Origin of the sequence: Polynucleobacter sp. QLW-P1DATA-2 (assembly GCF_001870365.1) — a bacterium.
Classification (GTDB): Bacteria; Pseudomonadota; Gammaproteobacteria; order Burkholderiales; family Burkholderiaceae; genus Polynucleobacter.
In genome coordinates this window covers 126,247-138,463 of the sequence record NZ_LZMQ01000003.1, presented here as the reverse complement: position 1 = coordinate 138,463, position 12,217 = coordinate 126,247, and the positions used below count along the sequence as shown (strand labels likewise).

Sequence of the window (12,217 nt, the reverse complement as noted above, 5' to 3'; positions counted from 1 at the left end):
CCTAGCTATGCATCACTCAAAGCGATCAATCATCTCAGAAGAGATATTGAGTTTTTTCATATGCAGCTTGGTATATGCCTGACGGAAGTTCTTTGTCATTGAAATCATGACAGATGCCGTCCAAGCAAATGAGAACATCCCAGAAAAAGCAATAATGACTGCCAACATTTTCCAGCCATCTGGCAGTATGTCTTCCATAAAGCCCATCGCGGTATATGTACTACCACTAAAGAGAATGCTTTGGCCTAAAGCAGGCAGCAATTTAAAGGCATAGAGAGAAAATCCCCAGATGAGAATTTCAGCAATATGCGTTAGAAATAAACAGAACACACTTACATAGAAGCACAGCGCAACGGCGGAATATTTTTTCTCAGCTAAATATAAATAGGTTTTGACTTCGTAGCGCTTCGCAATTTGCAGCAAAAGTACACCATGAAAGACCATCACTACCAATAGCATGACTCCACCCAAAAGGTAGCCAGGCAGATCTAAAGCAGTAGCGAAATTGGTTTGGGTTGGATTCATATATAAAAGGAAAAGTCTTATTGCTATTTTACTTTGATAGCTGGTCTAGCCCAGTTGATACCAATCCTGAATCACCTGCCAAGCCTCTGGTGCTGTCTCTGCAAAATGAATCGTTTGCATATCCTCTTGATCAATGACACCAAATTCAACCATTTGCTTAAAGTTCACCATTTCATTCCAGAAGTCCCTGCCAACCAAAATGACTGGGATACGAACTACCTTCTTAGTCTGCATCAAGGTTAAAACCTCAAACAACTCATCAAATGATCCAAATCCCCCTGGGTAGGCAACGATTGCTCTGGCGCGCAACATGAAATGCATCTTGCGCAAGGCAAAGTAATGAAAGCGAAAACTTAAGCCAGGACTGATATAAGGGTTTGGATGCTGCTCTCGCGGCAAGCTGATATTAAATCCAATAGTTTGATCGCCTGCCTGAAAAGCACCCCGATTAGCGGCCTCCATAATTCCGGGGCCACCACCAGTACAAATATGGAGCTTATTCGAGTTCTTTTCCTGCGTTGCGTTGTATTGGGCCACCAAGGAGCCAAACTCCCTTGCGGATTCATAAAACTTACTATGCAATACTGCCTTTGTTGCCGCCTGCCGCTCCTCTGGAGTCTTCGCATTTTTTTCTAAGTCATGAGCACGCTCAGAACTTAGAAAACGTGTAGAACCAAAAACAGTAATTGTGTGTTCAATGCCATGCTCTTTCAGGAGGATCTCAGGCTTAAGCAACTCCAACTCAAACCGAATTCCAATGGTTTCCCTGCGAGATAGAAAGGCCTCATCATCAAAGGCAAACTTATAAGAGTCCTGAGAATCCTCCTCAGAGACTTGACTGTGATGAAGATTTAGAAACTCAGTAATAGTCTGAGCATTATTAGTGGGAAGCTTTGGACTCATATTGCAACCTTAAAACATCTGTGTCATGCCATCTTACCCTTTATGCCTAAAAAGTCAGTATTTATACCTAGTACTAGGGCTATGGAGGATTTACCGAACACGTAAGTAGAGTTAAGATTAGTTAAATTTCAACTAAACCGAAGGAAAAACACATGAGTAATCGTTCAATCATCATTATGGTGCTCGTATTAATTGGCGCCACCGCCTACTTACTCCTCAAGGGCGACGGCAACGTTGATATGAGCGGTGAAAAACATGGTGCTGAGGCTACTCATGTTGAAGAAGCGAAGAAGGATGCTCCTGCTGCTCCAGTTGCGCCAGCAGCAGCCCCTGCAGCTGATGCTAAGAAGTAATTTTTCAATAGCAAATTAAACCGCGGTCCGCCGCGGTTTTTTTATACTCTCTCCATGAAGAACATTCTAGTCTCCCCCTCCTTGTATCTTGCAGCACTCTGCACTTTCTGCATTTCTCAATCCTGCCTTAGTCAGACCACACGCACTATGAAAACTATTGACCCAGCCATGATCGCTTCATTTGCTCCAACAGGCACACTGCGTGTTGGCATTAATTTGGGTAACCCCATTTTGGCGAACGAAGATCCAGCTACTCAGCAACCACAAGGTGTCACCATTGATATCGCCCACGAAATTGGGAAGCGCACTGGATTGCCTATCGAGCTCATTCCATTTAAGACGGCAGGTAATACCGTTGATGCAGTCAAGAATGGGGATGTTGATTTAGTCTTTGTGGCGATCGATCCAGTCAGAGGTGCAGATATTAGCTACACCCCTGCCTATATTCAGATTGAAGGGGCTTATATGGTGAAATCCAATTCCCCTATCAAAAAGAATGAACAGGTTGATGTTGCTGGCAATGAGATTGTTGTTGGCAAAGGTAGCGCCTATGACCTCTACCTCACGCGTGAGATTAAAAGTGCGGCCATCTTAAGGGCTGCTAGCTCACAAGCAGTTGTTGATGATTTCATGTCTGGGAAAGGCAATGTAGCTGCTGGAGTAAAACAGCAATTAGAGAGTGACGCTAAGCGGTACCAAGGCTTGCGAATGCTGCCAGGTCGCTTTATGGAAATTAATCAAGCGATTGGAATTCCTAAAGCAAGACCTCAATACCAAAAGACCACGGTTTACTTAACTGAAGTTATCACCCAATTAAAGCAATCGGGTTTTATTGCGCAAGCCATGCAACGCCACCACATTGAAGGTGCGAAAGTTGCTGACTGACATTTATCTTATTTGTTAGCAGCTATAGATATGCAGGCGCTCGGGTATGATCACATTTTTCCAGCCAAGATCTTCCCGAATGCGCTCCGCAAATACAGAGGCTGCCTCTGGTTCACCATGAACCACAAATACCGTCTTAGGTGGCAATTCAAAGCCCCGCAACCAATCTAGTAGTCCAGCCTGATCCGCATGAGCAGATAAACCACCAATAGTATGAATTGAGGCCTTCACCGGCACATCCTCTCCAAACAAACGTACGGATTTAGCTCGATCAACTAGCCGCCTACCCAAACTTCCATAGGCCTGGAATCCAGTAATCACGATGGCATTTTGTTCTCTAGGTAAATTATTGGCCAAGTGATGCACTATTCGACCAGCATCACACATTCCGCTTGCCGAAATGATGATGGCTCCCCCTTTGATTCTATTTAAGGATTTTGATTCTTCCACGTCTGCAATAAATCGCAAATCAACGGCATTTGGATTATTTTTATACCAACTAAAAGTGGCTTGAGATTGCTCGTCAAGTTGTGAAAAGAATTTTTCTGTTAAATGGGTTGCCGCCGTTGCCATGGGTGAATCTACCCAGATAGCTAGATGTGGTAACAACCCCCTTCTGACCAGATCAATCAGCAAAAATAGAATCTCTTGAGTGCGACCCACTGCAAATGCCGGAATGATGACATTACCTTGACCCGCCATGGTGGTGCTTATCACTTCTATTAACTCAGACTCGGTCTCACTGAGAGTACGGTGCAAGCGATCACCATAGGTCGATTCGACCACAACTAAGTCGGCATCGGCAATTAAATCTGGGTTAGGCATCAGCACTTTGCCTTTCATGCCAATATCCCCTGAAAAGACACAGCGTTTTTTTTGGGGTGCCATCTTCCTGTATATCCATCACTGCGATAGCTGAACCTAAAATATGTCCAGCATTACGAAATTCCAATTGAATCCCAGGGGCAAGCTCCAGTACTTTCCCGTAATCCAAGGGTTCAAATTGCGCAAGAGTCATATCTACCTCTACTCTTGAATACAGTGCGACCGGCATATCGCCATGCCACTTTCCCTGTTTAGCTTTTCGTTCTGCGCGCTCAAGATCTGCAAATTGGAGATGCGCACTATCCGGTAATAGAATCTTTAATAACTCATAGGTAGCAGTAGTGCAATAAATGGGGCCCTTAAAACCTTGCGCGCATAAACGCGGTAACAAGCCACTATGGTCAATATGCGCATGTGTGAGCACCACAAAATCAAGATCATTGGGATTAATCGGCAAGGGCTCTAGATTTTTATTGCTTGCCTCACGACCACCTTGGAACATTCCATAATCCACCATGAAATGCCGGGGTCTGCCGGCCAGCATCACCTCAATGGAATGCCGTGAACCGGTTACCTCGCCTGCAGCACCAAGAAACTGAATCTTCATTCCTTCAGCATACACTCTCTTACAATGAGTTCAATCCCTATCGAATCAGAGCGATACTATTGAGATGACATCCGCATCCACCAAGCCCGCCACACTTCAATCCCTTGGGTTAGCTAAACGCTTAAGACGCGAACCCGCTGAGCACAAAGGTGATGCAGGTAAAGCTATTCTGATTGGTGGTGCACCGGGGATGGCTGGCGCCCTTTTGCTTGCAGGTAATGCTTGTTTACATCTGGGTGCGGGATGGACTATTTTAGAGATGCTGGATCCTGCATCAGCACAAGCAGATCCCAATCAACCAGAGCTGATGATTCGCTTGGCCACAGAGGAAGTGAGCGACTATTTAAATCAAAATGAACCCGATGTCATTGCGATTGGTCCTGGACTTGGTAAGTCTGCCTTGGCGATGAAATGGCTTCGAGCTTGTCTGAACCATCCCAAAGTTCCAGTCATCATTGATGCTGACGCGCTGAATCTGATCGCTGACACCGCGGAATTATTGAGTGCTCTTCAATTACGTAACCAGCAATATCCAGATCAAACTGTGATTACCCCGCACCCCGGTGAGGCAGCAAGATTGTTACGATCCTCTACCACCGACGTGCAAGATAATCGCTTAGGATCACTTCAGCAATTAATTGAACTTACACACTCAATCGTTGTCCTTAAGGGTCAACACACCTTAATAGGCTCTCCATCCCATCCCGCTGTCCAATGCACAGCAGGCAATCCTGGTATGGGAACGGGCGGTTTGGGTGATATCTTAACCGGAAGCATTGCTGCGATTGCAGCACAAGGCGTTCGCCATCATCTTGATCTTTGGGAATCAAGTTGCATCGCAGTTCAACTGCATGCCTCTGCGGCTGATAGCCTAGTTCAACAAGGGACTGGACCAATTGGACTGACCCCTTCAGAAACGATCCTTGAGATGAGAAGTCTGCTCAATAAACTGTTATAAATCAGTATGCAATCCCAGAGCACAGCACATCATCACCGACGTTACCTCTATGGTATTTTGATGGCCGGTATTGGCTCAATGCTGTTTTCTGGCAAAGCCGTTTTAGTGAAGCTGGCATTTGGATATGGCGCGAATGCAGAAACTCTACTAGCTTTACGGATGCTAATAGCACTCCCTTTGTTTTGGTCCGTATATTGGTGGGAATCACGCAGAAAGCCGATGATCCCTATCACTTGGCTTGATCGCGGAAAATTATTCTTTCTGGGTTTCTTGGGATATTTCTTATCTAGCTATATTGATTTTCTAGGGCTGCAATATATTTCTGTCGGACTAGAGCGTATTGTTCTCTACCTCACCCCTACGATTGTTTTATTAATTTCTTATTTTGCGTTATCAAAATCGATTTCACGGATGCAATGGTATGCCCTTGTCGTAGGGTATCTTGGGGTATTCATAGTATTTATTCAAGATGCAAGCTCCACTGGTATTCATGCATGGCTTGGCATGGTATTGGTATTTGGTAGCGCCTGTAGTTATGCCACATATATGATTGGCTCCGGTGAGATGGTCAAACGTATTGGTAGCGTACGTTTAGTGGTTTATGCCAGCTCAGCATCTGCGGTACTGAGTATTTTGCAATCTTCTTTTTATAATCCAAGCGCTATATTCGAACAGGTCACACAAGTCTATTGGCTCAGCCTTCTAAATGCGAGCTTATGCACTGTTATTCCAATGCTGCTCATCATGATTGCCATCAATCGCATAGGCTCGCCGCTCGTTGCGCAAGCGGGAATCCTAGGGCCCGTTTCTACCATTTTTCTAGGCTACTTTATTTTGTCTGAACCCATTACCTGGACCCAGATTGGCGGCATGACACTGGTCATTGCTGCAATGTGGCTATTGGTACGTAATGACAGTCCAAGAAAAAAGTCATCAGACTCTAAAACATCTGATGACTTTGATAATGCTGAGCCCCTGAATTAAGCGGCTCCAATACTGCTTTTGAAATTACTGAGCAGCTGCGTCTGCAGCGGCTTTAGCTTTTTTCTTTGCTTTCTTCTTGGCTTTTTTCTCAGCTTTCTTTTCTTTCTTAGCCTGCTTCTTAGCTTTCTTCTCGGCAGCTTTATCTGCCGGCGTTGCTGCAGGAGCCGGAGCCGCAGCTGGAGTTGCCATTGGAGCGGCTGCAGGCGCAGGAGCTGGATCAGCAGCCATGACTGACATTGGCGCTAAGCCAATAGCAGCAGAAACAAGAGAGGCCAAGCTAAAGCGAACAATACGAGAAATCATGCAATTCTCCAAAAGGGTTTGTAGATGATTTAATAATAACCAAAAAACTGACATAAATGCTTCATTTTTTGATATTTACCATCCAGCCCGACGACACCCCAAAAAAAAGGCCCATCATCAGATGGCCTTTTTTCTATGTGATGCAAGTATTACGCAGGCTGAGCTTCTGCCTCAGTAATCTTTTCTAATGCAGCAGATAAGTGGCCAAGAGTACGGTCTACATGAGCCAACTTCTCCAATCCAAACAAGCCAATGCGGAATGTACGGAAATCAGGTCTTTCATCACACTGCAAAGGTACCCCTGCAGCTGTTTGCAAACCCAATGCAATGAACTTCTTACCGGATTGAATATCTGGATCCTTGGTGTAGCTTACTACTACGCCAGGAGCCTGATAACCTTTTGCGGAAACAGAATGGTAGCCCTGTGAAACCAATAGATCGCGTACCTTAGTGCCCAGCTCAACTTGTTTGGCCTTCAAGGCTGCAAAACCAAGTGACTGAGTTTCTTTCATCACGTTACGCAAAATCTTTAATGCATCAGTAGGCATAGTCGTGTGATACACATGACCACCTTTTTCATAAGCCTCCATGATTTGCAACCACTTCTTCAAATCCATAGAGAAGCTGCTACTTTGAGTAGCATCAATACGCTCACGAGCTCTATCTCCAAGAGCAATCAAAGCACAACAAGGGGAGCTGCTCCAGCCTTTTTGTGGGGCCGTGATCAACACATCCACATTACACGCCTTCATATCAACCCACATAGCGCCAGAGGCAATGCAATCCAATACAAACAAACCGTTCACTGAGCGAACTGCTTCTCCAACGGCCTTGAGGTAATCGTCAGGCAAGATGATGCCGGCAGAAGTTTCTACGTGAGGAGCAAATACCACAGCTGGCTTTTCTTTCTTGATGAAAGCCACTACCTCTTCAATTGGCGCAGGAGCAAATACACCTTGAGCAGAATTTTCTAGTTGACGACCTTTGATGACTGTCACGTCGCTAGTGATATTTGCCAGATCAAAAATCTGCGTCCAGCGATAGCTAAACCAGCCATTACGCAACACTAAACATTTTTCATTGTTCGCAAATTGGCGGGCAACAGCTTCCATACCGAAAGTACCGCTACCAGGAACGATGACAGCAGAGCTTGCGTTATAGGCGTCTTTAAGAACGCTAGAAATGTCGACCATCACGCGCTTGAACTCTTCAGACATGTGGTTCAAGGAGCGGTCGGTATAAACAACCGAGAACTCTAGCAATCCATCTGGATCAACATTGGGAAGTAAGCCTGGCATAGTAATTTCCTAGGGATTTCAGTGATTAGCCCTAAATGATACTGATTTAAGGGTTTATTGCACTGCAACCTTATTTTCTTTGATCAATTTGGCCCATTTTGACTGATCTAGGCGTAAAAAAGCCGCAAATTCCTCGGCACTACCGCTAGCAGGGTCACTTCCCCGCTCCAACATAGCCTTACGAATTTTGTCCTGACCCAAGACGAACATCACCGTTTGATTGATTTTTTGTAGTACAGGTTTAGGAGTATTCGCTGGGGCAAATAAACCAAACCAACCTACTGCGCTGTAACCCGGCAAACCCGCCTCTGCAACAGTCAGAATATTTGGCAGCGCTTCTGAGCGCTTCGCACCGGTTTGAGCCAAGGCCAATAATTTTCCAGATTCAATTTGCGGCATCACGGTTTGCGCAGGAGCAAACATCAAATCAATATGACCCGCCAGTAAATCAGTTAAGGCCTGACCAGTTCCTTTATAGGGGAACATGAAGCAATGTCACACCAGCCATCGAAGAGAATAATTCTCCAGCCAAATGAGATGCCGAACCAGGACCAGATGAGCCATATCGGACGCTTCCTGGGTTTGCTTTGGCATAGGCAATCAATGCTTTGATTGAGTTGATATTCAAACTAGGGTTAACAGTGACCACATAAGGAGAGGCAGACACTAAGGCAACCGGAGAAAACTGCGCAATATTTTTTTCCGTGACTGCAGCAGTCGAACCCATTAATAAGGTATATCCATCCGCAGGCGATTGAGCTACTTGCTCTGCGCCGATGAGGCCACTTGCACCTGGACGATTTTCGACAATGATGGATTGCTTCCAGACCTCGGTCATTGTTGGAACTATCAAGCGAATGAGAGTATCTGCTCCACCTCCCGGTGGAAAGGGCACAATTACTTTAATCGACTTGCTGGGATAGCTATCGGCGGCCCCTGCCAGCGACGGGACCAAAGCCAAACAGGAAAATAAAGCGACGACCCAACATAAAGTCCGCTTCATCATATTTACTCGACGATGGTAGTGCGCAAAGTTGAAATGCCATCGATTGCGCATTCAACCACATCACCGGGCTTGAGGTAGAGATCCTCTGCATTCTCTTTACCCACCGCTACACCACCAGGAGCACCGGTTGAAAACATATCGCCCGCTTCAATAGGAATAAAGCGAGAGAAATGCTCCAAGATATCGGAGATCTTCCAGATTTGATCTACCGTATTAACACGCATGCGCTCTTGACCATTTACAGAGCACGTCATCCACAGATCATAGACATCCGGAATCTCATCGATCGTGACAATCTCGGGCCCTAAGGGACCAAAACCTGGAATATTCTTGCCAGTCCAAAAACGAGAGCCTGAAGCAACCTCGCGTAATTGCAGGTCACGACAAGTCAAATCGTTCAAGATGGTAACGCCAGCAACATAATCCATCGCCTCTGCCTTTTTTGCACCCAAGGCTCTTTTACCGATCACAAATACCAACTCAGGCTCGTAATCGAGACGAGTAATTCCTTGTGGGCGCACCACCTTTGCTTCATGGCCAGACAAGCAGGAGTTAAGCTTGATAAATGAAGTGGGCTCTTGCGGAATCTCTTTAATCAAGTTGGTACGCTTGAGCTCTTCCAAATGGGTGCGGTAGTTTTTACCAACACAGAGAAATTTCTCAGCATCGGTAATCGGCGGCAAATAGGTAATCGTTTTTGGACTGATGAATAGTGCTGAGTAGTCGCCAGAAGCAGCAACCCAAGACTTCGCTTGCTCCATAACTTTGCTGCCAGCCCGTAAGAAGGATTTCATATCACCTGGGAAATCTTGAATACCTAGCTTGTTTGCTACATCAGCGAAAGGCAAAATTTGATCGCCAGCAGGATTAGGTAAGCGTGCACCGATTTCAGCATGAGTAGAGCCGGCACGAGTAAAGGTAATGAGTCTCATATTGTTTTCTTTTTTCTACTGTTTTTGAATTACGAACCAATCAATTAATCGGCACCAAATTGCAAATGGTTCTTCTGGCGCTTTTCAATCGAATTCTTTAATAAAGCTGCTACTCGATAAAAACCATGGGCAAATTTGCCATAAGGCATAGTTAAGAAGAAGCTCATGACAAAGCCTAAGTGAACTGCAAGCAAAGCCACCATCGCCGACGTGTCTCGATAGGCCAGCAAAAGCAAGCCTGAGATGCTGATCATGAATAAAAGCACTATGAAAGCTCTATCCATTGGTTTTTGGCTTGCATCTCCATGCTCAGAATTTCTTTGTAGATTGAGGTATAACAAACCTGCAGGCCCAATCAATAATCCAATGCCGCCCAGAGTACCCAGGATGACTGGCAAACTATTGAGTGCGTATGGTGCATGCAAGCCCAGGAAGTAGTGATAGATTGTTGCCACACTAGTGGCTGCGAAGCACATCATGAAGCCATAAAAAGTGAAATGGTGAAAACGCTTTCTCCAAAGAGAAAAAGCATCGTCTTCGTTATTGCAACCATCGCCATGTCCACCGCCAAGATACTTTAAGGTCAGCGCATCATGCGTTGCCTCTGCTGCAGCACTAGCAGAAATCGCTCCAGCAGAAATTCCTCTCCAAAAATGGACAAGACCAATCGCAATGGCAAGGATTGAAAAACCAAAGACTGCACCAAACATCAGAGCAAGCGTGTTGTGTGAGAAGACCGCATAAAAATTACCATCCAGTGGTCCAGAAGAAAGTGAGCCATTGAGCAAAGCACTTAACAAGAGGAAGAATGCAATTGATAATGATATGGCTACCGACACTACCACTCCATTACTCTTATAAAGGACGCCAAATGACTTCGGCCAGGCATACGTCATATAAGTATCTTTGCGAACCTGAGCCATCACACGCGGAATATTGACTCCGAATTCGTGTGGTGGAGCATATTGGCAAGCGTGAAGGCAGGCACCACAGTTATGACAGAGGTTGGCTAAGTAATTTACAACGCTTGGAGTAAATTCAATGCGACGAGTCATCGCCGGAAACACAGCGCAAAATCCTTCGCAATACCGGCAGGCATTGCAAATCTGCAACATGCGATCTGCCTCAGACTCTGGCGTGCCCATTGCTAACTCATTCGCTTCTTTAACCAGAGCGTTAAGCTGTTGCATGCTCAGCTCCTTGAGATTGATTCAATATTTGTGCGGCTTTAGCAGCCTGCGTTCCAGCAATTCTGCCAAAGGCTGTGCCAATTGCCATACCAATGCCAGCGGCATATCCTTTGCCCAATACATTACCTGCCATCATCTCTCCAGCAACGAATAAGTTAGCACTTGATACGCCATTAAAACGTACCGCTGCAGTTTCATCGGTCTTCAAGCCTAAGTAGGTAAATGTCACGCCAGGACGAACCGTATAACCATAAAAAGGTCCGGTATCAATCGGCAAGGCCCAATGGGTTTTAGCTGGCTCCAAACCTTCGGTATGGCAATCGTCCAAGATCGTGTGATCAAACGTCCCAACTCGACAAGCGGCGTTATAGGTCTTTACGGTTTCTTGTAAAGCTTTTGGATCTATACCTAGCTTAATGGCTAGCTCTTCTAATGTATCCGCCTTTTCACCAGGAAATACGGGTGGCATAAAACGGCCCAGTACTTTTGAATCAATAATGGAATAGCCAATCTGACCTGGCTGCTGAGCAACCAACCTTCCCCAAAAAGCATAACGCTTAGGCCAAAAGTCTTCGCCTTCATCCGAAAAACGCTGTGCATTTTTATTAACCACGATTCCAAAAGAGACAGCATCAATACGAGTACAAATGCCACCGTCATACAAAGGTGCGCGTGCATCGACAGCAACCATATGAGCCTGCGTTGGATCGCTCACTGAGTCAGCTCCAAGCGAGATGAGTTGCTTGAGTAAAACGCCCTTGTTATATCTCGTGCCTCGAATTAAGAAATTATCTGCGGGAGATTCGCCATATTGATTAGTGCCCCATGCCTCTTTGAGCCATTCACGATTGGACTCAAAGCCACCCGCTGCCAATACACACGTCCTTGCTTCAATCCGCTCATCACCAATATAGGCAGCGATGAATTTTCCATCCTGGATCTCTACAGAAGAAACAGGAGACTCATAACGAATATCCACGCCCAACTTTTCTGCGCTGCGATAGTAGGCATTCACCAATGCTTTACCACCACCCATGAAAAAAGCGTTAGTACGTGAGAGATTTAAAGTGCCGGATAAAGGCGCCTGAAAGCGAACACCGTGATGGCGCATCCAATCTCGACATTGTGAAGATGCGCGGATAACCAATCTTGCCAAGAACTCATCAGTGATTCCGCTGGTGACCTTCAATACATCCTGCCAATACTCTTCTTCTGAGTATGCCTCGAGCATGACATCTTGTGGCTCATCATGCATCGCACGAATGTTTCGAGTATGGGATGAATTGCCGCCACGCCACTCTTTTGGAGCAGCCTCCAAAAGCAGAACGCTGGCGCCAGCCTCCCTCGCCATTAAGGCAGCACATAAGGCGGCATTACCGCCGCCAATCACTAAGACATCTACCATGACTATGACTTCGCGTGAAAAGAAAATACTTTACTGTTTTTTC

General features: G+C 45.7%; 15 protein-coding genes. 4 read left to right on the top strand and 11 right to left on the bottom strand.

Annotation, left to right across the window (positions count from 1 at the left end):
• Positions 1-12: 12 nt before the first annotated feature.
• The gene (locus tag A9236_RS03270; protein WP_071465427.1) at positions 13-525 is read right to left on the bottom strand and encodes a hypothetical protein; all 513 of its coding nucleotides are present in this window, start codon (positions 523-525) and stop codon (positions 13-15) included.
• Between the two features lie 45 nt (positions 526-570).
• The gene (locus A9236_RS03265; protein ID WP_071465426.1) at positions 571-1,428 is read right to left on the bottom strand and encodes an LOG family protein; all 858 of its coding nucleotides are present in this window, start codon (positions 1,426-1,428) and stop codon (positions 571-573) included.
• 152 nt (positions 1,429-1,580) lie between these two features.
• Between A9236_RS03265 and A9236_RS03260 the strand changes: the two genes are divergently transcribed.
• Together A9236_RS03260 and A9236_RS03255 are read left to right on the top strand one after the other, a co-directional pair.
• Positions 1,581-1,781 carry a hypothetical protein gene (locus A9236_RS03260; RefSeq protein WP_071465425.1) on the top strand — a complete coding sequence of 67 codons (201 nt, stop codon included), beginning with the start codon at positions 1,581-1,583 and terminating at the stop codon, positions 1,779-1,781.
• Positions 1,782-1,928: 147 nt separating this feature from the next.
• Positions 1,929-2,666: an ABC transporter substrate-binding protein gene (locus A9236_RS03255; protein WP_071465424.1), complete on the top strand. Its 738-nt coding sequence runs from the start codon at positions 1,929-1,931 to the stop codon at positions 2,664-2,666.
• 15 nt (positions 2,667-2,681) lie between these two features.
• Here the strand turns inward: A9236_RS03255 and A9236_RS11525 are convergent, their stop codons facing one another.
• Positions 2,682-3,509 (bottom strand): MBL fold metallo-hydrolase RNA specificity domain-containing protein, encoded by an 828-nt coding sequence (locus tag A9236_RS11525; protein ID WP_369821197.1) that lies wholly within the window; start codon positions 3,507-3,509, stop codon positions 2,682-2,684.
• Positions 3,484-4,098, bottom strand: coding sequence for an MBL fold metallo-hydrolase (locus tag A9236_RS11520; protein WP_369821196.1), 615 nt, complete (start codon positions 4,096-4,098; stop codon positions 3,484-3,486). Before A9236_RS11520 ends, A9236_RS11525 begins: the two co-directional genes overlap by 26 nt.
• Before the next feature lie 64 nt (positions 4,099-4,162).
• Between A9236_RS11520 and A9236_RS03245 the strand changes: the two genes are divergently transcribed.
• The gene (locus A9236_RS03245; RefSeq protein WP_071465422.1) at positions 4,163-5,056 is read left to right on the top strand and encodes an NAD(P)H-hydrate dehydratase; all 894 of its coding nucleotides are present in this window, start codon (positions 4,163-4,165) and stop codon (positions 5,054-5,056) included.
• Positions 5,057-5,062: 6 nt separating this feature from the next.
• Positions 5,063-6,040 (top strand): DMT family transporter, encoded by a 978-nt coding sequence (locus A9236_RS03240; protein ID WP_071465421.1) that lies wholly within the window; start codon positions 5,063-5,065, stop codon positions 6,038-6,040.
• 24 nt (positions 6,041-6,064) lie between these two features.
• On the opposite strand, the gene A9236_RS03235 is transcribed toward A9236_RS03240, so the two are convergent.
• From A9236_RS03235 to tcuA, 7 genes are all read right to left on the bottom strand, one after another.
• Positions 6,065-6,343 carry a protein tyrosine phosphatase gene (locus A9236_RS03235; protein ID WP_071465914.1) on the bottom strand — a complete coding sequence of 93 codons (279 nt, stop codon included), beginning with the start codon at positions 6,341-6,343 and terminating at the stop codon, positions 6,065-6,067.
• Positions 6,344-6,492: 149 nt separating this feature from the next.
• Positions 6,493-7,641, bottom strand: a complete 1,149-nt coding sequence (locus tag A9236_RS03230) for an aminotransferase class V-fold PLP-dependent enzyme (RefSeq protein ID WP_071465420.1) — start codon at positions 7,639-7,641, stop codon at positions 6,493-6,495.
• Between the two features lie 54 nt (positions 7,642-7,695).
• Complete coding sequence (locus tag A9236_RS10855; protein ID WP_083398915.1) at positions 7,696-8,127, bottom strand: tripartite tricarboxylate transporter substrate-binding protein; 432 nt, start codon at positions 8,125-8,127, stop codon at positions 7,696-7,698.
• Positions 8,114-8,644: a tripartite tricarboxylate transporter substrate binding protein gene (locus A9236_RS10850; protein WP_161485600.1), complete on the bottom strand. Its 531-nt coding sequence runs from the start codon at positions 8,642-8,644 to the stop codon at positions 8,114-8,116. Before A9236_RS10850 ends, A9236_RS10855 begins: the two co-directional genes overlap by 14 nt.
• A gap of 5 nt (positions 8,645-8,649) precedes the next feature.
• A complete protein-coding gene (locus A9236_RS03220) occupies positions 8,650-9,579 on the bottom strand; it encodes a fumarylacetoacetate hydrolase family protein (RefSeq protein ID WP_071465419.1) in 930 nt (309 codons plus the stop codon).
• Between the two features lie 44 nt (positions 9,580-9,623).
• Positions 9,624-10,769 (bottom strand): tricarballylate utilization 4Fe-4S protein TcuB, encoded by a 1,146-nt coding sequence (gene tcuB / locus A9236_RS03215; protein ID WP_071465418.1) that lies wholly within the window; start codon positions 10,767-10,769, stop codon positions 9,624-9,626.
• Positions 10,756-12,174 (bottom strand): FAD-dependent tricarballylate dehydrogenase TcuA, encoded by a 1,419-nt coding sequence (gene tcuA / locus A9236_RS03210; RefSeq protein WP_071465417.1) that lies wholly within the window; start codon positions 12,172-12,174, stop codon positions 10,756-10,758. The genes tcuB and tcuA overlap by 14 nt, the downstream gene beginning before the upstream one ends.
• Positions 12,175-12,217 lie beyond the last annotated feature (43 nt).

Excerpts from the sequence above, each read along its gene's own strand:
- A9236_RS03230 (WP_071465420.1), bottom strand. The coding sequence starts at position 7,641 with ATGCCAGGCTTACTTCCCAATGTTGATCCAGATGGATTGCTAGAGTTC.
- A9236_RS10855 (WP_083398915.1), bottom strand. The coding sequence starts at position 8,127 with ATGTTCCCCTATAAAGGAACTGGTCAGGCCTTAACTGATTTACTGGCG.
- tcuB (WP_071465418.1), bottom strand. The coding sequence starts at position 10,769 with ATGCAACAGCTTAACGCTCTGGTTAAAGAAGCGAATGAGTTAGCAATG.
- A9236_RS03255 (WP_071465424.1), top strand. The coding sequence starts at position 1,929 with ATGAAAACTATTGACCCAGCCATGATCGCTTCATTTGCTCCAACAGGC.
- A9236_RS03260 (WP_071465425.1), top strand. The coding sequence starts at position 1,581 with ATGAGTAATCGTTCAATCATCATTATGGTGCTCGTATTAATTGGCGCC.
- A9236_RS10850 (WP_161485600.1), bottom strand. The coding sequence starts at position 8,644 with ATGAAGCGGACTTTATGTTGGGTCGTCGCTTTATTTTCCTGTTTGGCT.
- tcuA (WP_071465417.1), bottom strand. The coding sequence starts at position 12,174 with ATGGTAGATGTCTTAGTGATTGGCGGCGGTAATGCCGCCTTATGTGCT.
- A9236_RS03220 (WP_071465419.1), bottom strand. The coding sequence starts at position 9,579 with ATGAGACTCATTACCTTTACTCGTGCCGGCTCTACTCATGCTGAAATC.
- A9236_RS03245 (WP_071465422.1), top strand. The coding sequence starts at position 4,163 with ATGACATCCGCATCCACCAAGCCCGCCACACTTCAATCCCTTGGGTTA.
- A9236_RS11520 (WP_369821196.1), bottom strand. The coding sequence starts at position 4,098 with ATGAAGATTCAGTTTCTTGGTGCTGCAGGCGAGGTAACCGGTTCACGG.
- A9236_RS03270 (WP_071465427.1), bottom strand. The coding sequence starts at position 525 with ATGAATCCAACCCAAACCAATTTCGCTACTGCTTTAGATCTGCCTGGC.
- A9236_RS03240 (WP_071465421.1), top strand. The coding sequence starts at position 5,063 with ATGCAATCCCAGAGCACAGCACATCATCACCGACGTTACCTCTATGGT.
- A9236_RS03235 (WP_071465914.1), bottom strand. The coding sequence starts at position 6,343 with ATGATTTCTCGTATTGTTCGCTTTAGCTTGGCCTCTCTTGTTTCTGCT.
- A9236_RS03265 (WP_071465426.1), bottom strand. The coding sequence starts at position 1,428 with ATGAGTCCAAAGCTTCCCACTAATAATGCTCAGACTATTACTGAGTTT.
- A9236_RS11525 (WP_369821197.1), bottom strand. The coding sequence starts at position 3,509 with ATGAAAGGCAAAGTGCTGATGCCTAACCCAGATTTAATTGCCGATGCC.